We start from the raw sequence: 24,694 nt of genomic DNA on the forward strand, positions 1-24,694 counted from the left end.
TCTCACCTCCTCCTTCGCTTAAATGTCAACCTCCAAGCCATAAATATCATTGATAAAATCTAACTTCATATACATCCGGTCGAATGATATACCCGAAATGGATGGTCTTTCTTTAAGGCTTCTATCTATATAAACACCCTGTTTATTCACTCGAACGGCCTTACCTAACCTCCAAAGATCGGCACGAATATAGATGGGGGAACCAGGGTTCGAAGCATCAATATGTAGATCAATGCTTCTATGTTTTGTTCGAAGCGTAAGCTTATTGAAGCCGTACTCAAAGTCCCAAACACCTACGTCACCATGTATCCATTCGTTTTTAACAATTTGGAGTATTAGGTTATCCTGTTCATCATATAAAGTGAGAGAAAGTTCTACCCTTCCATCTTCGCAGGCTTCAATTGAAATAATTGGTTCACCATTTATCTCAAGTATTCGGCCATTATTACTAAATACAAGAGAGCCCAATTTTACAGTGCATACACTTTGGTTAACCCATAACTGACCAGTAGCTCGACCGTTTTTTAGATTATATGGATTTCGTTTATGCTCCCTTTGCGTATGCTCTGTCATAGCCCCAATGTTTGCAGCATGATGGCAGTACGGGCAGAGAGCGAGCATATCAGCCTCCCTGAAGTGTTGATCGACTGCGTAAGGGACGATATGGTGGTACTCGACAAATGGATTACCACAACATGCACACCCAAACCCAGCCTCCTGTCTTAATGACCTAGCAACTGGTAATGGTACACGTGGTCTATCGCTACTCAAGATAATCCCCTCCAGTGAAATAGAAACTTCTGGAGATTATATCATCTTTTTGTATTTGATTGGAGAGTTTCTCAAATCAGTCCCATGTACTCCTCACGATGCCGCTCAAGCGCGACGTAAGCGTTGAGGAGTGCCGCTGTCCCATCGATCCGCCGCCGCTGGTTCTTACCCTTATGCGGCTGTATGGTCTGGTTCTTCTGGTCGAGATCGACGTGTGTGTTCGATAAGCACCACTTATCGATCGGGTGATTGTTGTAGTTCACCTTCTTGGCCGCCAGATCAGCGCCCAGTAGCTTCATCGGGCCGGACAGCGTCGCCTTGCCCTGCGCTACCGGCTCCATCGCATTGCCACCGAAGTGGCCTTGCATCTCCTCCACCCAGTAGACTGCGGAATAGCGATCATATCCGACCCACGGGATATATATGCCGTACTCGTTCTGAATCTCGACAAACCATTCCGTCACGTACTTGTGATGCACCCGGTTGCCCTCTGTCGTCCGAAGCAGGCCGCGATCGTGCCAGAGATCATAAGGAATCTTGTCCTCCTGCGCTCGTTTCTCGAGTAAGTCTTCCGGCAACCAATACATTTGTAAGACATAGACGGTCGGGTCGTTCGGCCGCATCGCAATCACTTTGGCGGCCGTCAAGTCCGTTGTCTCCGACAAGTCGGCGCCGCCGATGCCGTAGGTAAGGCCAAGCTCGTTTACGTCAAATGTTGCCTCGTTGTTCAACTCCTCGAACGACAGCCATGCTTCCGTCGACGTCTCCCGCACATTGAAGTCCTTCGTCAGCAGGTTCTTGACCAACATTGGGTTAGCCTGTGCCTTCTTGACCTTAGTCTCCAACTGGTCGACCTTCTTGATCGTGCCAAGGCCCGGATTCGCTTTAGGCCAACGTGCCGGGTCCGTCCATTCGTTCCTGTTATCGAGTTCATAGATAATCGGCAAGAACCGGTCATCTTTGTAACCGTCTGGATCGTCGAGCCCGTTGAGTAGCATCTCGGCTTCCTCGTACTTCAAGTCATAGACGGCTTCCCGCACAGTGCCTGCTGTCGTTATCATGACGATCAGCGGCTGCTCCCGAGAACTGGTGCCGTCGACGATGACGTCGTACAGGTTCTTGTCTTTCCAGGCGTGGATCTCGTCGAGCAGCGCCCCAGAGACGTTCAGGCCGTCTAGTGTTTCACTATCGGCCCCAAGCGGCTTGAATGTACTGTCGTTCCAGTTGCTGACCATCTCCGCGACAAGCGGCTTTATCCGCTTGCGGAGCGCCGGCGACTTGGTAACCATTCGCTTAGCTTCGAGCCATACGAGCTTTGCCTGATCTTTCTTCGTTGCGCAGGCATAAACCTCGGCGCCAGGCTCCTGGTCGCAAATCATTAGATACAGCCCGATACCGGACGCAATAGTCGATTTCCCATTCTTGCGGGCAACGACTAAAAGCACCTCGCGATGTTTGCGGGTGCCGTCAATTTTGTGTATAAATCCGAAGGTGGCCGCAAGGAAAGCCTGTTGCCAGAGCTCCAGGTCGATCGGCTTGCCGCCCCATTTGCCTTTCGAGTGCTTGCAGTAATTCTCGATGAACTCGATCGCGTGGTTGGCATGGCTTGGTGAATACTCGTACTCGCTATCTTGATCATAAACATCAGCCGCGAGCTTATGGTAAATTCGCCTGACCTTGTCCCCTACCGTTACGTCGCCGCGCTCAATCTGTCCCCAATAGTCAAGGATCGGATTATAGGCTAACGGGTACTCCTTACGAAGCGCGCTCATCGCTTCGCCTCGAAGTCTTCGAACCCATCGTCGACCTCACCCTTTCCCGCCGTCCCCTCTTCCGGCTTCGGCAACAAGTCGGTCAGCTGCTTGATGATCTTCTGGTAGTTGCTGTTGAGGGAATTGTAAAGCCGGGCTACGGGTCGTTCTCGCTCATAAGGAGCAGCCTTATCCGATTGGCTAAACATCTCGACGGAACCTTTATCTCCAAGGTCATCTTCGTATCCCTCCAAGGTTACGCGCATGAAGGCCGCGCGCCGGATGAGGCCATCAGCTATCGCCATCTGCTCTTTCGGGATCTTCTCGTATATCTGGCGAAGTCGCTTCTCCTCCAGAGTAATCTTCCGTTTTCGTCCCGCTTTCGCCCGACTTGCCGCTAATTCCTCTTTAGTTTTCTTAGTCTTCTCCGCCATAAAATCACCTCACTTTGGGGGAGGGGGGTCATGCGCGCGCCCTGTGTATTCTTTGAATGGGGGACGACGGTCTCTTCGAACCCCTCCACTTACTTTTTGATAGGGGGGTACCCATCGAAAAATCACTGCTTTACTGCACTAAAGCAATGCCGAATGTCAACACTTTTCCAACAAAAAAACTCTCGCATGGGATAATCCATATCGAGAGCTGTATGAGTTACTTCTTTACTCTTTTCCACCAAGGTTTCTTATTAGCCATCACAGTTCTAATCTGGCTTATGGTTCTTCCCCCGTCGTGACTCATCTGAAGGGCAAGATTCCTAAATGCTTCCGCGAACTCTTTGCAATATTCCTGGTTCGCAGCAGACTCTTTGTCTTTGATATGATCGGCGAACTTTAGAATCAACTTGAGTAGTTCATCAGAAAAACTTACGAACCTATCGTGGATTATTACATCCGTCTCGATTGCTTCAGGTAACAAGTGACGGACGTTGTTATACACATTCCACCCTTTGTCGTTCAGGTTAACTAAGTTCTCACGACCAAGATCCAACTCTACAGTGCAGATATCATTTAATCCATCCCGTAGAATAATTTGAATCTTAATAATCAATTCATATCTTTTCTTGTTAATTGTCGGTACTTCTTTTTTGTTTTGATTCTTTATTGTCCACCATGCTACCAACCAAGCAAATAAGGCACCTATTATCCCACCTGAGAAGCCGCCTAAATCGAAGGTAAACCGCCAATCGAATAATGACATGACCCATACCGCCTTCACTCTAATGTATAGGCATATTCTACGGTAATGGAAATACCAGGTTCCAGAGCACGTAGGCAAAATACTCTCTTGAGTCTTTTAGAAAAAAACCACTATAAAACAGCGGTTCTAACAACTCACACTTTATTTTACTTCTAATACATGTTTTAATTCTAAAATTCTCGTATCGTAGACAGCTAGCTTGATTCTAAAGTCATTCCGGGGGAACCCCATGAAACCGTATGCTGAAATGTTGTTTTTCGAGGCCCAATCATGCATTGTAGTAAAGTCTGGTTCTTTTTTTATTTGTTCCATCCGCTTAGCATGACTGCTGTTGTCATCTAGGAGTACTCCCGCATAATTCTTTAATGTGTATACTAAGATAGCTCCCGTTGGTGCATTAGCAGTGTTATGTCCGTAACTCGACGGACTAACAGTTGTGTATTTCATTGCCTCATTTATACTATTAGAAACGTAGAAAGCATTGCCTAAATTACTTCCTCCATTTGTTCCAAAAGGAATATTAGATAACCCGGCAGCTTGAATCGAAGTTGCATTTGCTAGAGTAGTGCCATGAAACCATTCTAAATCTCTTCCAGCTGAAACCAACTCCAAAAACAGCTTCTGAAACAGAATAGCATTTTGATAATTCATCTACTTCCACACCCCATATGAGAATTCACTCCAAATGTGATTATACCACTTACATTTTTTTTATCCCTCCTAATCTCACGCACTATCCCAGATAGCCAGGCTCGCCTTCTTCATCTTTCCTTTCTTTCCGAGGTCACGGCCGACGGTTACCGAATAGTGCACTTCGTCGCCATCGACCTTATCGACCGTACGCTGCGTGTTCCATTTCCCTTTGCTGCCATTATCGTATGTGCTGCCTTCCTTAATTTCAGAACGCTTCATGCTTCATCAGCTCCTTTTCGTTGCAACAAAAAAGCCACTCGCAACTGAGTGACCTTCATCATTCGTATCCAGTCAACTAGCTAATCACTATTCTTTTAGCCCATCGTCCTCAATAGAATTAGGCAAGAAGAACAATTGATCCTTCAGCTCTTTTATTCTTAGGGCAAGTTTTCTCGATTCCTCTCTCACCAATTGTTCGGTGCCCATCATCTTCCATCCACCCAACCCGCCATGATGCTCAAACCAATATGTACCAGCGTAATTATGGTACAAACTCCATATCTCATTAATTCCTGCTTGTTGGGTTTTTGTAAAATACACCATTTTATCAGCTTCTGGAGCTTCAATCTGAAATGCAGTCTGTATTGTCGATACATCAAACTTTGTCACCTGACTTGCTACAGCTTCATAAATGTAATCAACCTTCTCTCTTACTTCTTCCACTTCTCTTTGTATTTGCCACTGAAGAGTTACTTCTGCAACTTCCGCACTTCTTTCTGCAGCTATCGCACTAGCTTGCGACACTTTGTATAGGTAGTAACTAAACACCCCATTCACCAAAATCCCCAAAAATGTCAACAGTAGAGTAATTCCTTCATAGTTTCTCTGTTTAACTCTTGCTGTTGATTTAACCTCTTTACCGTCCGTGCCTTCTGTTGAAACTTTCTGTTGCCCACTTTGTTCCATTTACAATTCCACTCCTACTTTTTCTTTGCTGTGCTTGGCTTGAACAATCCCTTCTGAAGAGTAAGAAATGCTCACATTATCTATTTTCTATATCGACATAAAATTACGTCTCTGTTATATTCCCATGACGCAAATCATAAATGAGTAATTTAAGCCGTCCCAGACGGTCATTCCTCTATTCGTACCAAGTTCCCGTACTTGTCAAAAGCTAGCCCTTCCCGTATCACCGGCTCCGAGCAGCCGTGATGTTCTTTGTTGTGGCAGTCCTGGCAGAGGTATTCAAGCAGCGCGTGGTTCAGCGATACGGCCGGATTGTTGATGTTCTCCGGCGTCAGATACTTCTTGTGATGGACGATATGACCCGGCCGCGGGCAGCGCTCGCATATACCGTGGACCAAGGTAATATACGAGGCCCGACACTTCTTCCAGGCGGTGCTGTTATAGAAGCTGCGAGCCCATGGCTTCATACGTCTCAACCTCCATAGAATAGGCCGCCCTCATCAAGAGAGCGGCCATTTACTCACTTGCTAGTGGTGTAAACCGTTTCGAACAGGACCTGTGCCTCGATCGGATAATTGTGGATGTCGGAATCCCTGATTCCCCAACCGTTCATTGGCCGTTCGAGATCTCCCGACGGTTTCATGCGCTCAAGTACATGCTCGAGCAATATGCAGGCTTGTTCCCAATCCGATGCGTTATTGCCCCATCGAGCGATCGAGCAAGCAATCAAGATATGGGTCAGAGCAGGACCGCGGCGATTCGGCTGATGATTCGTTTCCTTCTCCCACACCTGGCCCGCAGGCGACGACATCTCAAAAGCGTATTGACGTGGGCTTGGCAGCGCAACGCCCAAGCTCATGATGTCATTTGCACGGAACGCCTCGTACAGGTTAAAGAGGTGATAGTGGTTGGTCGGCATCTTGATGGAGAGCACAAGCCCGCCAGTAGACGTTGTCGACCCAGCCTGACCTGCATTGCTTTGATTGTACGGCGTTCGATTGACAAACTCGTAGGCCGTGGTGAACTGCGCCGCAATTCGGTTAAACGTGGCCCTCCGGGTCGAGTTTTCCGTTAACGAGAGGCTTTCCGCAAGGGCCACGAGCGCTGCGGCCTCGGCGTTGTAGTTGTCTGGCAGCAGCTGAGATGCGTTATTGCGCAGATACATCTTCCCACCGCCGCCGCTCGCGACTTCCATATCCACCGCTGCGTCAGCAAGTGCATGGATAATATTCGTGATATAGGTGATGTTGGTCGTATCGTTCCGTTTCTTATAGACATCAAGAAGGAACGGAAGAATTGCCATGTCGCGCCCGATAAATTCCCAGCCGTAATTACCTTGCCACGCTGCGATAAATCCAGCCTTCGTCCCGGTTCCGTACTTACCAAGATTGCTGTCCAATTTCGCACGAGCTGTTGCGACCCAACTCGTCTCGTCGTACCCGTATAACGAACTCATCGCCAGAGCCTGCAAGCCCTGCAGACCACCGAAATACCAGTTGTCATTTGCCAGCGCCCACTCCCGCGATGTGTTGAGGAAACTCTTCACCAGCTCAACAAAACGCAGTTTCAGTGCATCTTTTGTATCTTTCGCCGCCCGGGTGAAAACGCGGTTCATTCGGCGGATCGCTTCGTTATCAACATCCGCGACCTGGATGCCGCTAGCGAGGTAACCCGACGTTGAGAAGAATGTGCCCTTGCTGATCGCTTTCGTTCCGCTGTTATTTTTCCAGCAGTAGATTAAGTAAAACACGGAACCGCCCGTGTTCGAGTTTCCATAATGGGAGTTATATCCTGTATCCGAATTCGGCGCTTCGGACAGGAACTGAATATGTCTCACACCTGCCAAAAGGCATTTACTCGCGCTGCCGGCATTCGTCGTGTACATGTATCCGAGCGGCGAGCTCTTTTGCTCGGAGTTACCCGACGGATGGTCAAACTGGACTCTTGAGAACCAGCCATTGACCACCCCAGCAGGGATATCGTCGGTGGCGATCGCATGGTGGTAAGTCGCCACTTTACCATTGGCCCATAATCGTAGCCGCGCCGTGATCAAGAGTGTTGGGCATGCGGTGAAAGAAAATACGACCTCGCTCTCCCTGAACACCACGCCATTGCCGGTGAACTTGCGGAAGATCAAGGTCGTATTGGAACTAGTCGCTGCATTATCAACGCGGGCTGCATCAGTCAACATGATCTGGATTAGTGGGGAAGTCGGATTGAAATCGATCCCGTTATTGTGCATTGATCTTCCGAGCCATACGCCCGCCTGATCGAATTTGACCGTAATGTTTCCGGCCTGCAACAGGTCGACCGATCCACTCTCAACCCCTTGGATGACATTCTCAGCGAATGCCTTTACGGTCGGCGCCTCGCTGACTTTGACCGTGAACACCTTCAGTTCATCCGCGGCCAGGCTTGTCATGATCCAGATCGTTCCGTGCCGCAGACTGTTGTCAGAGTAAGATGCGTACGATTGCTCAGTTCGCGTATCTACGGCCCCTTCCCATTGGAACGGGATATCATTGCCGTTAGGATCCTGGACGCTCAGGTGATTGATCGTTGGGCACTCGCCCTTATCAAAAGAGATGTAAATCCCCACGGGCTCGTTGGCAAGAGCCAAACTCGGTAGTGGGTTCTTCACAAATGCGGAGTAGTACCAGTACCCCTGTTGTTCTTTGCGTTGCACACCACTAACCGGGGCAATCCCCTTCTCAGCTATTGCACGGAGTGCTTGTTCTTCTCTTGCCTTCTTCGAAAAATTCTTAGTTGTTTTTGGCATTGTCTCTCCCTCCTATCGATTGGCATGCCGGCATTGTTCTTGATTTGCCTGCGGCGGTGGCGTTGCGTAGATAGAGGTCCATTTCATGAACCAGCTCGCCAGTTGTTTCATCGCCTTCCCTCCTTTCTGGGCAAAGAAAAAAGCACCCCAATGGGGTGCTATTCTTCATTTTCGCGTATTGGATTTCGCAATGTTTTATTTTCGATGAAGTAAAGATAATCCACGATACGAGTATCTAAATCATGATTGTGTTTGGCTTCAAGTTTTAGTTCATCCCTGATTTGTTGCTCGGTAGGATAATCAAAGGATTGCCGTTTGTACATGTCCCTTAATTGCTTATACGAACCAGACTCAACTCCAAAAATGTTGGATGCATCTGAAACTATCCTATCGAACATATCCCAAATATGCATTCGGTAGAAGTCTCTTTTCGCCTGTTCAAATTCTTTACTTGTAAAGTTTAAGGCAACCATAGCTTTGTCTAATTCTTGCACAAGGTCAATCTTCTGTTGAAAACCCATTCCACCCCATCGACCTTCATGAGTTACACTACTTAAAACCGTAAGGGATAGTGGATTAGTAATTTCTTTGAGATTTTGCAGTGTTGCATGTGCTTCATTTACCACTTTCTGCACTTCTTTTAGCTGCGCTTCAACACCTGCAGCCTTGAAACTTTGAAATTTATCAAGGTTTAAGAAAAAGATAACAAGCGCTCCAGCTGCCACAGCGATGCCCATCTCTGCTGGTTGGCTTTTATAGCCAAAATACATCGATGGTCCAAGCAATAAAATCGCAAAGAAAAGTCCCCTTAAAAAGTTCATACAACCCCTCCAACTTAATATGCCAATATTATTCAACTGACAAAAGGAATTTCCTTCTATCTTGACGAATAATGTCGCTGGAGGGATGATGAGTCGTGAAAGCCCGCAGGGAATTAACCAGCGACGCGCATTTGTCGATCGCGTTATTGAATCACTCGAAAGTCATCGTCCATTTTAAGGACAACGACGAGATCGCCGACTATGGCGGCCCTATCGAACTTATCAACGATGACGCCGTCAAGATCAACGGTATGTATTACACAAAACGCGCCTGCCGCTTCTATCTGCGGTAAGGCGCGTTTTTCTAAGGACTAACCATTTTTGTTGAGCCTTCCGCAAGCATCGGCAATCCGAACCTCCAGAACAGAAATACACAACAGAGCGTGACCCCAATCATCAATACCCGGAACAATTCCCCCCGGATCCGAAGTACAACGCCGATCACAATGACTCCAGCAATCTCCGGCAAGAGAATAGTCATAAATAGGACCTTTGCTATGAGCATGGCACCAGCTTCGAACATGGCGTTTATATCTTGAAATGCACTATCCATTATTTCTCACCCCCACCAAACTATATCGGCAGGAGCATTTCCATATTTTATACCACGAAATCCACGAACTCCGGCGAGCGTAGCATACCGCTCTTGTACCAGTTCCGCATGCGGACCTTTGCGCGGAGCCTCGGCTGAATGTACACGAAATTCTTGTCCTCGCCGGTCACGATCGTCTTGGCGACCGCATGAAATGCCTTCCGGTGCGCTTCCGGCACGGCCAGTTCGATGATTCCCGCCGGGCGTCCCTCGTAATGCGCCAGCCAACCGAATTCACCTTTGCGGTAGCCGGCCAGCGTGACCTCGGCATAGGTGTAGTTGATCACCTTGACCCAGGCATCGCTGCGGCGGCCGACGTAGGCGCTGTCGTTGCGCTTCGCGACGATACCCTCCAGCCCGCGCTGCTTGATTACGTCAAACAGCGCAGTACCTTGGCCATCTGTATGGAGGATACGCTTGTAGTATTCGTTTTCCACGAGAATATCATCCAGAATTGCCTTGCGTTCGATCAGAGGCAGCGAGCGGACGTCTCGGCCGCCGGCAGCGAGCACATCGAAGACGAAATACCGGATAGGCAGCGTCTGCATGCCGCGAGAGACCTTGGCACCCGTCATCTGAAAGCGGCGCATGGTCGTTTCGAAACAAATGTCGCCGGTCGCCGGGTCCATGTACGCCAGCTCGCCGTCGAGGATCACGTCGCCGCAGCTGACCGGCACGTCGTGCAGTTCCGGGTAGCGAGCGGTCACGTCCGTCTCGTGCCGCGTATGCAGGTGAACCGATCCGGCCGACCGCGTCAACAGCAGCCGATGCCCGTCGATCTTTGGTTCAAATATATATCTTTCGTCATCGAACGGTTGTTCACGCTTTTCAAGGAGCATTGCTGCAGGTGCGTTCATGATGCTTCCCTCCTCCGTTCAATTGTACCATTGCCGGCACGAACGATTCGCAGGGAAGTGATGGTGTTCCGCGGCGTTGTGTCATTGAGGACGAGGTGTCACCACCTTTCGTCTTCTGCTGTGCCCGTCAGCCGCCGTAGAACTGGGCTTCCGCCTCCGGATGTATCCGGTTGGGCTTATCGCGCCGGAAACCCGCCATTCTGGCCGTCTCCGACGCTGTTACGCGAGAAATCGGAAGGGAGCTTTGCACCGCAAATAGAAAAGCCGACCATATTGGCCGGCTGCGATCCGAAGCGTTCACGCTTCAGCGGTGTCCTCTTCTCGATTTCTCACAATACAAATATAACATGGCATAAAGCAAACTGTTGATCTTTTTTTCTTCTTTATTCCTTCTTATTCCCTGCAAAATTTCTATGTATTGCCCCTGTTGTCTTTATTCCTCTGTTGTATCGTTTAGTCCTTCATTGTAGAATTTAGTTACGAAAATGGTAGCTTTTTACGGAGGAGATTCTCGTGCCTGTTTTTAAAGATGAAAACGCCAAAAAGAACCCCTGGTACTACGTCATTGAAATTGGCGAAGGAGGCCAGAGAAAGCGCACAAAGAAGCGTGGATTCAAAACGAAGAAGGAAGCCCAGGCGGCAATGGTTGAGGCAGAGAACTCTTTGAACAAAGGTACGTATGTACAAGCCTCAAAAACAAGCGCAAAAGAATTTGCCGCGCAATGGTTGTCAGCAAAGGAGCATTCCGTCAACAAAACGACTTATGATAATTATGATCGTCACATCCGAATCCATATCGCTCCTTATTTTAAAGATCAAGAGATCGGAAAAATAAGCGACTTAGATTGCTTGAGATTCATCACTTACCTGCGAAAAGAAAAAGAACTCGCCTCGCGCAGTGTTAAGGATGTTTTCAAGGTCCTAAGAGCAATTTTGGATTGGGGAGTCATGAGAGGCCAATTAATCAAGAACCCAACCCGCATGATCGATATGCCGAAGGTTGAGCAGCAGGAAGTCCAGGTGTGGGATACGGAACAAGTTCGGAAGTTTGATGAGATCGCAAGCAAGCATCGTGAATATGTTGCCTTTCTGCTCGCTTATGCCGCAGGCTTACGGCAAGGGGAGTTGCTTGGTCTCAGGTGGAAGGATATCGATTTCGAACAAAAGACCCTGTCTGTTGTTCAGACACTATCTCATGATGGCAAAGAATTAACTGCCGGTGCAAAAACAGCTACTGGTACCCGACTTGTTTCTTTGGACGATAAGACTATAGCTGAGTTGAAGAAGCGGAAGCGACTTGTAGCTGCGGAGAAGTTGAGCGCTGGCGGCGTATATGAGGATAACGATCTGGTTGTGGCCACTTCAATCGGGACCCCACTCGGTCCGCGGAATATGCTTAGAACTTTTTACAGGTTAATCTCGGAAGCCGAACTTCCCGAACTTACAATTCACGATTTGAGACATACGCACGCAACGTTGCTTCTGAAACAAGGTGTACATCCTAAGATCGTTTCGGAACGACTTGGACATGCCTCTGTAAAGATCACTTTGGATCTCTATAGCCATCTTCTTCCGAATATGCAGAAAGAAACTGCTGACCAATTCGGGAAGATGCTTTTTGGCACCAATTAGGCACCAAAAATCAAATGGCACCAAAACGGCACCAACTCGCATTTATAGGCACTGCTGAATAACCCTTGAAAATGCGAAAAACCCTTGATATACAAGGGTTTTTCGAGTATGGAGCCTAGGGGGATCGAACCCCTGACCTCATCGCTGCCAGCGATGCGCTCTCCCAGCTGAGCTAAGGCCCCGTGTATGTCTTACAGACAAGTAAGATCATACCACGAGCGCCCAGCGGTGTCAATCTTTTTTGCCGCCGCTGAGCGGGTGGTTCGATAATAAATTGTTGAGCTCCTTCATGAACATGTCGATGTCCTTGAATTGACGATAGACGGACGCGAAGCGGACGTAGGCTACTTCATCGACCGGATACAGCTCGCCCATCACGATCTCGCCGATTCGCTGGCTGTCGACTTCGGTCGAAGCGGTGTTGCGTAGTTCTTTCTCTACTTGGGAAACAATAACTTCAAGCCGTTCAACGGAGACCGGCCGTTTCTCGCATGCCCGGATTAGGCCGCGCAGTACTTTGTCGCGCGAGAATTCCTCGCGGCTGCCATCTTTCTTAATAACGATCAGCGGCGTTTCTTCCACCATCTCGAAGGTGGTGAAACGTCGGCTGCACTTCTCGCATTCCCTTCTGCGTCGAATCGATTTGTTCTCGTTCGCGGGCCGGGAATCCAGCACTTTCGTGCCTGCGTAATCGCAATACGGACATTTCATCTGTTGCCCTTACCTCCAGTTCTATAAGACGCTTCAGCTGGCGCGACGCCCGCAAAATAAGGGTGAAACGCTTACGGAAACATTTGCTAACAAAATTGGTGTAATGAAAACCGTCAAGTCGAAACATAATACTGTTACCAACCGCAAGGAGGTGAACAACAATGAGCCAAAATCGCAGCAGCAATCAACTGGTCGTACCACAAGCGAACGCAGCCCTCGACCAAATGAAATACGAGGTTGCACAAGAGCTGGGTATCTCCATCCCACAAGACGGTTACTACGGTAACATGGCTACGCGTGACGCAGGTTCCCTCGGGGGCTACATCACTCGTAAGCTGGTCCAAATCGCTGAACAGTCCCTTGCCGGTCAATACAAATAATCACGAAGATCGTCCAAGCTTCGGACAAACCGCCCTCTACAGGCGGTTTGCGCCGGGGCTTTTTTATTTTACGAGCACAGCCGTTGTTCATATTATAAGTGCTTTTTGTATCCAAGGCAAAACCAAATAGATCATCCAAGCTGCCTTCGATATGCTCACTGCTTGATTTTACGATCATTCCACGTTCAAATCCTGCCTCCCTACGCATAAATATAGAAATGTCATGATTTAGCGGACAGTGCCTGCTAGTGTCTCATTTCATTATCCCTTAAGACCCTAATCGGCAAACTTCGATCCTGTCAGTGTCAATGAACATCAAGGCCAGGCAAGTTACAGTGACAGAACGGAGGCAGTGAACTGGATGGCAATAATAAATGTGCAGGAGGCGCCTTACAATGTGCAGCTCGATGGCATTTTTGACGCGTCGATAGCAGTGCAACAAGCCATTGATGATCTCGTAAGGCAGGGTAGCAACGGAACCGTATACTTACCGGGTTCGAATCAACCGTACTTTTGGCGCTACCCCGTTTTCGTTCCAAGCAACATCCGCGTGCTCGGGGATGGCATGACGACCAGGCTGCGTGTAGCCATCAGCGGCGATGAGGGACGCTGTGCATTCGTTGTAGGCAATAGCCGCGAGTGGAATCGCGCGAGACGAGATGCGCTTGTGGCTTCGAAAGTTCGGGGAACCCTCCGGAACGATGCATTCGTGGATATACCATTTCAGGAAGGGAGACGGTTAGAGCCGACCGATAGCAGAATTCGATCAAGGTATGCAAGCATCGAAAATCTGTTCATCGACTTTGACTATAGCGCTGCACGTTCCCAAAGCGGCGGGTACGCAATTCAGTTCGCTCACACCGCCAATTGTTTCGCTAGGAATATTTGGATCCGAAATGCAACGCAGGGCATCGGAATTGGTAATGACATGGAAGGTTCAACCCCTGGATGCGTGGAGACATGGGCTGAGAACATTTACGTCGAATCCCCTAACAAGCTGTCTTCTTACTATTCGATCGGTTTCATCGCCAACAGTAATAGGTGTTATATCCGCAATGCCGAGTCCTACGATCCGGTTGATGCGACGACCGAACACGGTTCGCTTGCTTCAATCGCGAATTCGAACGCCTGCCGCCTGGAGCAGATCCGCGGCAACGTAGGGCGCGGCCAAACCTCGGAAGGGATCCTGATTAATAATTCGCGCGCTTGTACCGTCGATATGGCTTATATCGAGAATGCTCGCGTCGGCATCGCAACGCACTTTTATACCGACGCATCCAGAGGCGGCATCATTAATTCCGCATACCCCAACCTATTTCGCAATATCGTCGTGAGAAATTCGGACACGATGGTCCAACTTTCTTCCAAATACGATCAATTCGAGAACGTAAGAGGCTTTGGCAACTTGACCGACATTTTCTTGAATTTGAATGCGACCGATAACCGAATCCGAAACTCCACAACGGACCGGATCGGCAAAGCAGCCGATGTTCCCTCCCTGACATGGGTGCTGCAAAATAATATCATCGGCCCCCGCGAGGCTAAACTTACGACCGAGGATACCGTTGTTCATCCCCTGCATTACTTGATGCCCAAATCGCATGATGGCATTCGCGCATTCAACCAAAACTACATTTCCTTTAATGGCGCGATTAATTGCAGAGTTATCATTCCCTTACAAGTGTTGGGCATCTTTAGTTTGAAAAGTTTTCGACTGTACTACACGTTTTATGCGGGCAGCGATGCTGCGCAATCGTCGATCGTGGTCAATATTTACCGCCGCCTCACTTTCGATAGCAACATTAGCGCACCGCTCGAAGTCTTGAAGAGCGCTACGGCCGGTCCCACGGGTGCATCGACCCAAGATGGCATCATCGACTTGGAGGTGGGCGCCTTGCGAGCACCGGGAATTGCGAAAGAAATCATCATTGATATCTTAGTGAACAACCCTGTCATGCATTCCATGTTGAAACTCGGGCGAATCACCTCATATGTCAACGAATAAATTCAGCACCGGCTTCGCCTGCGTGTCGATCGCGACACGGGCGAGGCCGGATCGATTTAATGCTCCTCCACCCATAACACGAAACCCGACGTACCGCTATAGTTGCCGGGAGACAGATTAGCGGCGACTTGGATGGTGTAGCAATCGCCAATCGGCACATCCTCTATCGTTTCGATCTGTCCAATCCCCATTCTCTTCGCTTGAATTCTCGCCTTGCCCACTTCCCATAAACTCAAATCGTAGTTATAGCCAAGCGGTGATTGCATGTGCACCGTAACCAGTTTCGGCGCTAATGGTTTGGCTCGTTCGATTCGGGCAAAGCCATAGGAACGCCATATTTTCCCCCAATACGTATCCATAGCTGCATTGGACCAATACAAACCGCCTGAAGATTGGAAAAACAATTCCGTTGGTTTCGGTTCAGGCAGCGAGCCGGCAGATCGTACCGGAGAGCAAACCGCGACCAACAACAGGGGAACCGATAGCCATGTACGCCACAATTTCATGCTTAGCGTCCTCCTCTTTGCAAGGCTTTGCTTCCATTATGGCATGCGATGGCGATGGAACCCATCATGCCCTGTACCTAGGCAAAAAGTATATATTCGACACGGTTGTATACGATCGATCGCAGTATAAAATCGCCGGCAACAAAGTCGCCGACGTTCTAGGTTTTGCCTTTAAACTACTGCAGCGAAGGTTTTCGGATTAAAGCGACTTTTGTCGGTGCGTCTACGCAACTTATATGTCAGTAGATGTCAATAAACGAGGCGACAAAAGGAGCGTCAACCGAATAACCGGAACGTCCTTCGTTGCAAGCCTATAAATCCGGGTATAACTTCCTGTACTTATTATAATAATAAATGACCCGTTGTACATAGTGTCTGGTCTCGCCGTATGGGATATCGTCCAGCGTCTCTTCCCGGCCGTCCCACGTGCCGTCCGACAGCCAGCGTTTCACCGATCCCGGGCCCGCGTTGTAGGCGGCGATGGCGGCGTAACGGTTGTTGCCGAATTGCTTATGAAGCGATTGCAAATACCAGGCGCCAACCTCGATGCCGATATCGGCACGGGCCGATAGGTTGTCCAGGGTGACGCCGTCAAAGCCTGCGCGTTCGACGATCCACTCGGCCGTATCCGGCATGATCTGCATGATGCCGACCGCGCCTTTCTTCGAGACTTTGCTTGGGCTGTAGTTCGTCTCCACGCGCGCGATCGCGGCGATTAGATGCGGCTCAAGGTCGTAATTACGGGCGCTGACGCGAATATCCGCCTCGTACGAGATGGGATACATCCAACGTCCGATCCAATCGGAATTCAGAAATAACAAGCCAACCAGCGCCACGACGAGCAGCGCCAGCATTCTTCGGCGGAACTTGTGTTTGTTCACGATCTTCATGCTAACCCTGCTTCGCGCCAAAAGTCGTCGATCTGCCGCTCCGTGGCGTCCAGATCCCCGCTATTGTCGATCACGAAATCCGCCCGTTGCCGCTTCTCTTCGATATCCATCTGCAGGTCGATGCGGCGAACCGCCTCTTCCTGCGGCAGCGAATTACGGGTCATGAGCCGCTGGATCTGCAGCAGTCTCGGTATGTATACGACCATGATACGCTCGTAGCTGTCCGCTTGCCCCGTCTCATAGAGGAGCGGGATATCCGCGACGACCAGCCCATGGGGGTCAGCCGCCTCATAGGCCTCCACCTGCTCGCGCATGCGTCCGCGAATCGCTGGATGGAGAATGCGCTCCAGCTGCTTCAGCTTGTCCGCGTCCGCGAACACGATGCTGCCCAGCTCGCGCCGGTTCAGCGTTCCGTCCTCCGCGATGACGCCCTGGCCGAACAGCGATATAATCTCGTCCAACGCCGGTTCGCCGGGAAGCACCACTTCCCGGGCGACCTTGTCGGCGTCAACGAGCTGGGCTCCCCGGCGGACGAGCATGGCCGAGACCGTGCTTTTACCGCAGGCGATTCCGCCCGTTAACCCAAGTATCATTGTTTCACCTCATTACCTAACCTCTTTGCTCGTTCAGAGCAGTTTCATAATTCCCATCGCGATTAGCATCAGCCCGGGCAGCACGGACAGCGCCTGCATGCCTCGCATCCCCGCGAAGCGGAATCCGAGCTGCATGCCTCCAAGCAGGAATAGCCCGCTTGCGGTACAGATGATGAGCGCCGTTAGCACCGGGGGAAACCCGACCATCGCCGCCCCTAATCCGGCGCCGAAGCTGTCTAGCGACAGCGCGAAGCCGAGCAGCACGGCCTCGGAAGCGGAGATGATGCCGGAGCGGTCGACGTCGGCGATCTGTGGCTTCCGCAAGATCTGGATCACCAGCCCCAGCCGCTTCAGCTCCAGGATGACGATCGTCTTGGTCGCCTCCCAGTCGCTGGCTGGCGGCGCTCCGTCTTGCCCTTGATTCACCGCGGTTCGAAAATCCGCCGCTTCCCCCGCGTCCTCTTCGTCCTCTTTGCCTCTACGGAAATGTTGGACCAATGCCCATGCGCCGATCAAGACGAGCAGCGCGGCTCCAGTCCAGCTGGCAAAGTCCGGCGACAAGTAGCCGGCCAGCACCGTGCCGATCTGCATCGACAGCCACACGACAAATCCGGAACATAGCGAGATGATGACTACCGAGAAGACCGGTATGCGGATTCGGCGCAATCCGTAAGTAACGCCCACGCCCAATCCGTCCAGACTGACGGCAAACGCGAGCAGCAGCAATGATGCAGCATGTGCGAGCAACCGATGTCCCTCCCATGATGGCAGCCGTGTCCTCCCTATTGCGAAAGATCACGTATATTCGCCCATGAATGGTACATCATATGCGGAACACCCGCCCACAGGTGCATCATGCGATTATTCCTTCGAATCGGGCTTGCGCCGCGGCAGCTTCTGGCAAGTCGGGCACGTATGCGTGCCGCGGCCGCCGACGACGGACTTCTCGATGGCCCTTCCACAGCGGCTGCACGGTTCATCCTTACGGCCGTAGATCAACAGCTGATGCTGGAACATGCCCATCTCGCCCTGCCCGTTCACGTACGACTTGATCGACGAGCCGCCCGCTTCTACGGCACGCACAAGCGTCGTACGCACCGCTTCGTACAGCTTTTGCCACTCCGATGCTTTCAGCGTATCGGCCGTTCGCTCGGGGTGGATGCCCGCGGTAAACAGCGCTTCGTCCACATAAATATTGCCGAGCCCAACCACGTATTCCTGGTTGAGCAGCAGCGGCTTGATCTTGGTCGTGCGGCCCGCGAGCGCCTTCTTGAACGCTGCCAGCGTGAACGACTCGTCCAGCGGCTCGATGCCCAGCTTCATTAATGGCTTCTGCTTGAACTCTTCGCCCGGCGCGAACAGATGCATCGTGCCGAACTGGCGCACGTCTTTGTAGCGCAGCTCGGTGCCGTCGTCGAAATGAAAAATGACATGCGTATGCAGCTCGACCGGCTCGTCCTGCTTATAGACGCCATAGCGCCCTTCCATCCGAAGATGGGACACCAGCACGAGATCGTCGAGTAAAATCCTCAAGAACTTCCCTCTTCGCTCCACAGTGCGAATCGTCTGTCCGGCCAGGGCGGCAGCGAACGCTTCCGGCTCCTGCGGACGCTGAATGATGCGCGGCAGCGATACGGTCACGCGCTCAATCCGCTTGCCTGCGACAAGCTCAATGAGCGTCCTTCGAACGGTTTCAACCTCCGGCAATTCCGGCATGCTTGCTCCCTCCTTGACGCAACAACCGGCTGCGGCGCGCGTCTCAAGACCGAAGCAGGCCAAGGCAGCCGATTCCGAAGAAACCGCCTGTCTTAGCCCGCCTTTTCTTATGATGTTTGTAATTGCTAGCTAGTTGGTCTTAGCCAAATGCTGCGTGCCTATCGGTCACGCAAACCAATTGGACTTAGCCAAATGCTGAGCTCCCTATCGAGAGCTCAAACCAATTGGACTTAGCCAAATGCTGAGCTCCCTATCGAGAGCTCAAACCAATTGGACTTAGCCAAATGCTGAGCTCCCTATCGAGAGCTCAAACCAATTGGCTACATTATACCCGATTTCCGCACCAATTGCTTCCCGTTCTCTTACTTTGCCTCATACCAATTGACGCCGAAATTGACATCCGCTCTCAGCGGCACGTCAAGCTGAATCGCGCTCTCCATAACTTCCGGCACGAGGGTCTTCATCGTCTCCAGCTCGTCCTCCGGCACTTCGAACACCAATTCGTCATGCACCTGGAGCAGCATCCGGCTGCGCAGTCCCCGCTCTTCCAGCACCTTGTCCATCTTTACCATCGCCAGCTTGATAATATCGGCCGCGGTGCCTTGGATCGGCGTATTCATCGCCGTACGCTCCGCGAAGGAGCGCAGGTTGAAGTTGGATGCCTTGATCTCCGGCAAATACCGGCGGCGTTCGAGCAGCGTCGTGACATACCCGTCGCGGCGTGCCTGCATGACGATATTATCCATATACCCGCGCACGCCTTGGAACGCCTCGAAATACTGCTCGATGAAGCGAGCCGCGTCCTTGCGCGCAATGCCTAGGTTGTTCGACAGGCCGAAATCGCTGATCCCGTAGACGATGCCGAAGTTGACGGCCTTCGCCTGGCGGCGCATGTTCGCGTCCACTTGCTCCTGCTGCACGCCGAATACGTCCATCGCCGTCTTCGTATGAATGTCGATATCGTTGACGAACGCTTCTTTCATTTTCTCGTCGCCCGAGATATGCGCGAGCACCCGAAGCTCGATCTGCGAATAGTCCGCCGCGAGCATGTACCAGCCTGGCTCGGATGGGACGAACGCTTTGCGGATGCGGCGTCCCTCTTCCAGCCGGATCGGGATGTTCTGCAGGTTCGGGAACTGACTCGACAAGCGGCCCGTCGCCGCGATCGTCTGCCGGTAGTACGTATGCACTTTGCCGGTATCCTGACGAATCTCCTTCAGCAGCCCTTCCACATACGTCGACTGCAGCTTGGACAGCTGACGGAAGTGCAGAATGAGGCGGACGATCTCGTGGTAAGGCTCCAGCTTCTCAAGTACTTCGGCGTCCGTCGAATAACCTGTCTTCGTCTTCTTAATGACCGGCAGCTGCAGCTTCTCGAACAGCACCTCGCCCAGCTGCTTCGGCGAATTGATATTGAACTCCATGCCGGCATGGGAATAAATATCGCTCATGTACTGCGCAATATTGCGCTCCAGCTCGCCGCCCAGCTCCTGCAAGACTTCCGGATTCACCTTAATGCCCTTCTTCTCCATGGAAGCGAGCACGACGGACAACGGCTGCTCCAGATCGAAGTACAGATTGCTCATGCCGTTCTTCTCCAGCTCATCGTACTGGAGTGGAATGAGCCGCTTCACGCCTGCTGCCTTCTGGGCCAGATGACGAGCCAACGTGTCCGGCTCCGGCACTTTGAACTTCGCGCCTTTGCCGTACACCGCCTCGTCCGACGCGATAGACGGAATGCCGTATTTGCCAGCTAAGAACGACAGCGTCTGGTCGGATTCCGTCGGGTCGAGCAGGTAGGCGGCCAGCATGACATCGAAGGATGTACCGCGCAGCTCGATGCCGTGCCACGCCAGCGCAAGCTCCGCTTTATGCAGATCATAACCTTGCTTCGGCGCTTCTGGATCGGTTAACCAGCTGCGGACCGGCTCCCCTGCCGCTCCCATGAGCGTATCGTAGGTCAGCACGAATACGCGCTCTCCTGCGCTCAGCGCCAAGCCGAGCAGCTGCGCTTGATGCGCATTCTCGCCGACAGCTTCGATGTAGACACACTCCGTGCCCGCAAGTGCCTCGGTCAGCGTCTCTGGCGAGGTCGATTCGTCCACGATGATCAGCTCGTAGCTCGAGTCGGCCGGTACCGCATCCGCGCCCGAGGCGTCTGACGCGTTCAAGTCAAGACGCTCGATCAGCGATTTGAACTCCAGCTTGCGGAACGATTCGGCGAGCGTCGCCTTGTCGTAGCCGCCGTAAGCGATCTCGTCCGCCTTGTTCTCGATCGGCACCTCGCGGAAGATCGTCGCCAGCTTCTTGCTCATGATTGCGTCTTCCTTATGGGTCTCGACCTTCTCTTTCATTTTGCCCTTCAGGCTGTCCGTGTTGGCCAATACGTTCTCGACCGAACCGAATTCGTGCAGCATCTTGAGCGCGGTCTTCTCGCCGACGCCCGGAATGCCCGGAATATTGTCGGACGTATCGCCCATGAGTCCCTTCAGATCGATGATCTGGAGCGGCTTCAGTCCGTATTTCTCCTGGATCGCCTCCGGATTATACGGCTCGATCTCGCTGACGCCTTTGCGCGTAAGCGCGATCGTGACGTTGTCGGAGGCCAGCTGGAGCATGTCCTTGTCGCCGGAGACGACGACAGCCTGCACGCCGCGCTCGTCGGCGATGCGCGTCAGCGTTCCGATGATATCGTCCGCCTCGTAGCCCTCCAGCTCGAATTGCGCGATGCCGAACGCCTTCAGCGTCTCCTTCAATACCGGGAACTGCTCGGACAGCTCCGGCGGCGTCTTCTGGCGTCCGCCTTTATATTCCTCGTAGCCTTCATGGCGGAACGTCACTTTCCCGGCGTCGAACGCCACGAGCATATGCGTCGGTTTCTCTTCTTCCAACAGCTTCAGCAGCATCTGCGTAAAGCCAAATACCGCATTCGTATGCATGCCTGCCGAATTCGTCAAAGGCGGCATAGCGAAGAAAGCCCGGTAAGCGATGCTATTACCGTCAATCAAGACCCATTTTTCCATGTCAGGCACCTCGCGCACTTATTTACTACCCGTTATCATAGCATAAAGCAGACAAGCTTTCCCACTTTGCGCGGGCTGCGCAGCCAGGTTATCGCCGTGAAACTTATATATGGTTGCATTTTCAAAAAAAGCCGGCCATCCGCATGGCCAGCTTTGTCGTCATCGTCTTTCTTTCTCTCCCTGCTGCCCGGCAATAATCGCGCCTTGAGGCCTTCCCAGATGGTAGCCTTGCGCAAGCGGAACGCCCATCCCGCGGATGAACGACAGCTCTTCCTCCGTCTCGATCCCTTCCGCGATGATGGCGCTGCCCATCTTGGAGGCGAATTCGGTGAACGTGTGCACGATATGTCCTTTGACCGCATCGGCGTGAATGCCGCGAATGAGCGAACGGTCGATTTTGATAAAATCCGGCTGCAGCTCCACGATCGACTGCAACGAGGAATATCCCGCGCCCGCATCGTCGATCGCGATCTGAAACCCTTGGCTCCTGTAATGATCGAGCGTCCGCTTGGCCGCTTCGAAATCCTCGATCGAACTCCGCTCGGTGATTTCGAAGACGACGTGATGCGCCGAGAGGCCCATCTTCGCGAGCAGCGAAAGCGTCTGCCCCGGCGTGAACTGCGGGTCGTCCATGATTTGGGCAGTGAGGTTGATGAACAGCTTCTGTCCTCCTGCAAGTCCTTCGCTCGACTCGATCGCCCGTTCGCGCGCCAGCCGGTCCAGCACGTACACCATCCCCTCCCGGGATGCGAAATCGAACAGCTGCTGCGGACCCGCGAACCATCGGTTGGCAGGGAAACGGCTGAGCGCCTCATAGCCGTACACCGACTCATCCCGCAGCGAGATGATCGGCTGGAAGACGGGATAGAGCATCCGCTTGCGGGTCAGCTGCTCGAACAGGCGCAGCTTCATGCTTCGCTCCGTGGCGAACAGATGCTGGCCGTGCACGAGCGCCCGCTTCATCCCCTCGTACCACCACGACGAATTGGCGCGCTGACCGATGTCCCGCAAGTAGGCGATCCCCGTATGGAGCGCCATCCCAGGCGACAGGTCTGACGACGCAACGCTCCGGAAGGACGGCTCCCAATCTCGCTTCAGCCTGCTCGCGAGCTCAAGCAGACGTTCCTCCTGCACTTCCGCGTCATCGCCAGACAGCGGCAGACAGAGGAACAGATCGTCGCGCATCCAGATCTGCTGCACGCCCGGCAGCTCGGCGCGGAGCGATTCGGTCTCCCGCTCGACGAACGTTCTCCACAGCGCGGCCGAGTCGCTTGCATGCCGATAGTCAAGTTCGGCCTGTCCATGCCACGCCAAGTAGATGATGCCGGCGGCTCCGGATAATGTATTGCCCCACAACCGGCTATAATGTCGTTTCATATCCATGACTTGCTCCACGTTGATTTCGTTCCTCTCCCCGATGCATTTCAAACACGCCGCCGCTCACATACGCGCTGCCGCGTCTTCCCTTGGCCAGCTTCTTCAGACTCGCGGCGGCCTGCGATAGATTCTCCGGCGTGACCGGTCGTTCCCCATCCCATCGCACGAGCGAGACGGACAAGCTGACGCCTTCTTGATCAACCCTTCGGCCCGAGCGATCCGACACGTTCAGGTCCTCTGCACCGCCGTAGAAAGCCGCCACGCCGCCGTCGAATCGGCTCAGCATGGCGCGGCATAATGCCTCGCCTTGCCAATCATCGGCCATGACGATAAAATCGTCGCCTCCGATATGCCCGACAAAGCTGCCATCCGGCACCAGCCGTTTCGTTTCCTCCTGCAGCACGGATGCGCAGTAGCGAATTAGCGCATCGCCTTGGCTGAAGCCGAAACGGTCGTTGAACCATTTGAAAAAATCCATATCTGCGTACAGGACCGCGAACGGCCGCCCTTCGGCGATTCGCCGCTGCATCTCCCGGACGATCGACGCATTGCCCGGCAGGCCGGTGAGCGGGTTGGCCGTTCGCGCTTCCTCCGTCCGCAGATTCGTCATGCACTCCAAGATGGAGCGGATCGACGCGGCGCCAAGCAGACGCTCGTCCCGCTTGATGATGACGACATCGTACAGCTTGGCATGATCCCGCGCGGTCGCCAGCTGCGAGACGGATTCCACCGAGGTGTCGGCGTCGACGATGAGCGGGTGATCGTCCATGATTTTCTCGATAGGCCGGTTCCAATACAGCGCGATTCCGAAGGGACCTGCAAGCAGCTGGTGCAGCTTCTCCTTCATGATAAGCCCGACCGGCCGATTACCGTTCACGATGACAGCTCCCTGTACGCGCTCGTTCATCTCGAACAGCTTGCCAACCTCCGATACGCGCGTCTTGACGTCGAATACCGGGATCGGCTTTGCCAAGGCGCCAATCTGGAACGCATCGCCGATCGGATCTTGTTCGATTGGGGATGTCTCCATTCGCGCTTTGCTTCGCCCGACAGCTTGCTGCGCAAGTGTCCGGCTTACCGCGTTCATCGCTTCCTTGAGCGCGCCGTAGATCATCGATTCCGCCGAACGTCCTACCCCGGACGGATAGATCGCCGAGCTTCCGATCGCATAACCGGCACCTTCTTGCATCCCGCTTGCATTCGCCTGCCTTAGATACTCGCGCAACGATTCCGTCGACTGGACGATGAGCCTGTCCAGCCGAACGTCCTCGCGCTGCCTGCCAAGCAGGAAGTAGTGATCATGGTCCATCCGATAGTGCCAGAACAACCGGCGCTCACGCTCCATCCACTGCCGGAGTGCCGACAGCTCCGCGCTCCCGGCGCGCTCGACATGCAGCAGAATGACCCCGACTCCGCCATGATGCCAGCGTTCCGTTATCTTCTCCATTAACGTTCGATCCAGCAATCCGTATCCGCTCTCTCCCACGGCTATCC

Annotated in this window: 25 protein-coding genes and 1 tRNA gene; 4 read left to right on the top strand and 22 right to left on the bottom strand. The window is 52.5% G+C overall.

The genetic code is table 11. The features are described from left to right. Window positions 1-18 precede the first annotated feature (18 nt). The 10 genes from ACFFSY_RS29520 to ACFFSY_RS29565 all read right to left on the bottom strand — a co-directional run bounded on the left by ACFFSY_RS29520 (window position 19) and on the right by ACFFSY_RS29565 (window position 8,918). Complete coding sequence (locus tag ACFFSY_RS29520) at window positions 19-771, bottom strand: HNH endonuclease (RefSeq protein ID WP_377500976.1); 753 nt, start codon at window positions 769-771, stop codon at window positions 19-21. Window positions 772-842: 71 nt separating this feature from the next. Next, complete coding sequence (locus tag ACFFSY_RS29525; protein ID WP_377500978.1) at window positions 843-2,543, bottom strand: terminase large subunit; 1,701 nt, start codon at window positions 2,541-2,543, stop codon at window positions 843-845. Next, a complete protein-coding gene (locus ACFFSY_RS29530; RefSeq protein ID WP_377500980.1) occupies window positions 2,540-2,956 on the bottom strand; it encodes a hypothetical protein in 417 nt (138 codons plus the stop codon). The genes ACFFSY_RS29525 and ACFFSY_RS29530 overlap by 4 nt, the downstream gene beginning before the upstream one ends. 217 nt (window positions 2,957-3,173) lie before the next feature. Next, window positions 3,174-3,719: a hypothetical protein gene (locus tag ACFFSY_RS29535; protein ID WP_377500982.1), complete on the bottom strand. Its 546-nt coding sequence runs from the start codon at window positions 3,717-3,719 to the stop codon at window positions 3,174-3,176. Between the two features lie 141 nt (window positions 3,720-3,860). Next, on the bottom strand, window positions 3,861-4,370 hold the full coding sequence (locus tag ACFFSY_RS29540) for a hypothetical protein (protein ID WP_377500984.1): 510 nt from the start codon (window positions 4,368-4,370) through the stop codon (window positions 3,861-3,863). A 75-nt stretch (window positions 4,371-4,445) separates the two neighbouring features. Further along, the gene (locus ACFFSY_RS29545; protein WP_377500986.1) at window positions 4,446-4,631 is read right to left on the bottom strand and encodes a hypothetical protein; all 186 of its coding nucleotides are present in this window, start codon (window positions 4,629-4,631) and stop codon (window positions 4,446-4,448) included. Window positions 4,632-4,718: 87 nt separating this feature from the next. Beyond that, on the bottom strand, window positions 4,719-5,318 hold the full coding sequence (locus ACFFSY_RS29550; protein WP_377500988.1) for a hypothetical protein: 600 nt from the start codon (window positions 5,316-5,318) through the stop codon (window positions 4,719-4,721). A gap of 167 nt (window positions 5,319-5,485) precedes the next feature. Next, window positions 5,486-5,785, bottom strand: a complete 300-nt coding sequence (locus ACFFSY_RS29555) for an HNH endonuclease (protein WP_377500990.1) — start codon at window positions 5,783-5,785, stop codon at window positions 5,486-5,488. A gap of 53 nt (window positions 5,786-5,838) precedes the next feature. Beyond that, entirely contained in the window at window positions 5,839-8,097 is a 2,259-nt protein-coding gene (locus tag ACFFSY_RS29560) for a hypothetical protein (protein WP_377500993.1), read from the bottom strand. 158 nt (window positions 8,098-8,255) lie between these two features. Beyond that, entirely contained in the window at window positions 8,256-8,918 is a 663-nt protein-coding gene (locus tag ACFFSY_RS29565; RefSeq protein ID WP_377500995.1) for a hypothetical protein, read from the bottom strand. A 95-nt stretch (window positions 8,919-9,013) separates the two neighbouring features. Between ACFFSY_RS29565 and ACFFSY_RS29570 the strand changes: the two genes are divergently transcribed. Further along, window positions 9,014-9,211, top strand: coding sequence for a hypothetical protein (locus ACFFSY_RS29570; protein ID WP_377500997.1), 198 nt, complete (start codon window positions 9,014-9,016; stop codon window positions 9,209-9,211). An 11-nt stretch (window positions 9,212-9,222) separates the two neighbouring features. Here ACFFSY_RS29570 and ACFFSY_RS29575 read toward each other — a convergent pair whose 3' ends face one another. Beyond that, window positions 9,223-9,471: a hypothetical protein gene (locus ACFFSY_RS29575; protein ID WP_377500998.1), complete on the bottom strand. Its 249-nt coding sequence runs from the start codon at window positions 9,469-9,471 to the stop codon at window positions 9,223-9,225. Window positions 9,472-9,518: 47 nt separating this feature from the next. Continuing rightward, window positions 9,519-10,367: an ATP-dependent DNA ligase gene (locus ACFFSY_RS29580; protein ID WP_377501000.1), complete on the bottom strand. Its 849-nt coding sequence runs from the start codon at window positions 10,365-10,367 to the stop codon at window positions 9,519-9,521. 513 nt (window positions 10,368-10,880) lie between these two features. On the opposite strand from ACFFSY_RS29580, the gene ACFFSY_RS29585 reads away from it, so the two are divergent. After that, window positions 10,881-11,999, top strand: coding sequence for a site-specific integrase (locus tag ACFFSY_RS29585; RefSeq protein ID WP_377501002.1), 1,119 nt, complete (start codon window positions 10,881-10,883; stop codon window positions 11,997-11,999). Between the two features lie 109 nt (window positions 12,000-12,108). Here ACFFSY_RS29585 and ACFFSY_RS29590 read toward each other — a convergent pair. Together ACFFSY_RS29590 and nrdR are read right to left on the bottom strand one after the other, a co-directional pair. Beyond that, window positions 12,109-12,181: transfer RNA gene (locus ACFFSY_RS29590), tRNA-Ala, on the bottom strand. 49 nt (window positions 12,182-12,230) lie between these two features. Beyond that, complete coding sequence (gene nrdR, locus ACFFSY_RS29595; protein WP_148930538.1) at window positions 12,231-12,710, bottom strand: transcriptional regulator NrdR; 480 nt, start codon at window positions 12,708-12,710, stop codon at window positions 12,231-12,233. Between the two features lie 161 nt (window positions 12,711-12,871). Here nrdR and ACFFSY_RS29600 point away from each other — a divergent pair, with 161 nt between their 5' ends. Together ACFFSY_RS29600 and ACFFSY_RS29605 are read left to right on the top strand one after the other, a co-directional pair. Continuing rightward, the gene (locus ACFFSY_RS29600) at window positions 12,872-13,090 is read left to right on the top strand and encodes an alpha/beta-type small acid-soluble spore protein (RefSeq protein ID WP_148930539.1); all 219 of its coding nucleotides are present in this window, start codon (window positions 12,872-12,874) and stop codon (window positions 13,088-13,090) included. Between the two features lie 361 nt (window positions 13,091-13,451). Further along, on the top strand, window positions 13,452-15,095 hold the full coding sequence (locus ACFFSY_RS29605) for a hypothetical protein (protein WP_377501004.1): 1,644 nt from the start codon (window positions 13,452-13,454) through the stop codon (window positions 15,093-15,095). Between the two features lie 56 nt (window positions 15,096-15,151). On the opposite strand, the gene ACFFSY_RS29610 is transcribed toward ACFFSY_RS29605, so the two are convergent. From ACFFSY_RS29610 to ACFFSY_RS29645, 8 genes are all read right to left on the bottom strand, one after another. Then, on the bottom strand, window positions 15,152-15,601 hold the full coding sequence (locus ACFFSY_RS29610) for a hypothetical protein (RefSeq protein ID WP_377501006.1): 450 nt from the start codon (window positions 15,599-15,601) through the stop codon (window positions 15,152-15,154). 311 nt (window positions 15,602-15,912) lie between these two features. Beyond that, window positions 15,913-16,491: a lytic transglycosylase domain-containing protein gene (locus ACFFSY_RS29615; RefSeq protein ID WP_377501008.1), complete on the bottom strand. Its 579-nt coding sequence runs from the start codon at window positions 16,489-16,491 to the stop codon at window positions 15,913-15,915. Continuing rightward, window positions 16,488-17,084, bottom strand: coding sequence for a dephospho-CoA kinase (coaE, locus tag ACFFSY_RS29620; protein ID WP_377501010.1), 597 nt, complete (start codon window positions 17,082-17,084; stop codon window positions 16,488-16,490). The genes ACFFSY_RS29615 and coaE overlap by 4 nt, the downstream gene beginning before the upstream one ends. 33 nt (window positions 17,085-17,117) lie before the next feature. Further along, complete coding sequence (locus ACFFSY_RS29625; protein ID WP_377501012.1) at window positions 17,118-17,831, bottom strand: MntP/YtaF family protein; 714 nt, start codon at window positions 17,829-17,831, stop codon at window positions 17,118-17,120. A 114-nt stretch (window positions 17,832-17,945) separates the two neighbouring features. Next, complete coding sequence (gene mutM / locus ACFFSY_RS29630) at window positions 17,946-18,800, bottom strand: DNA-formamidopyrimidine glycosylase (RefSeq protein ID WP_377501013.1); 855 nt, start codon at window positions 18,798-18,800, stop codon at window positions 17,946-17,948. Window positions 18,801-19,162: 362 nt separating this feature from the next. After that, entirely contained in the window at window positions 19,163-21,823 is a 2,661-nt protein-coding gene (gene polA, locus ACFFSY_RS29635; protein ID WP_377501015.1) for a DNA polymerase I, read from the bottom strand. 159 nt (window positions 21,824-21,982) lie between these two features. After that, a complete protein-coding gene (locus tag ACFFSY_RS29640) occupies window positions 21,983-23,200 on the bottom strand; it encodes an EAL domain-containing protein (RefSeq protein WP_377501017.1) in 1,218 nt (405 codons plus the stop codon). Continuing rightward, entirely contained in the window at window positions 23,184-24,686 is a 1,503-nt protein-coding gene (locus tag ACFFSY_RS29645; RefSeq protein ID WP_377501019.1) for a GGDEF domain-containing protein, read from the bottom strand. The genes ACFFSY_RS29640 and ACFFSY_RS29645 overlap by 17 nt, the downstream gene beginning before the upstream one ends. Window positions 24,687-24,694: the final 8 nt, after the last annotated feature.

The sequence above is a fragment of the Paenibacillus aurantiacus genome (assembly GCF_042431225.1).
GTDB classification, from domain to species: Bacteria; Bacillota; Bacilli; order Paenibacillales; family Paenibacillaceae; genus Paenibacillus_Z; species Paenibacillus_Z aurantiacus.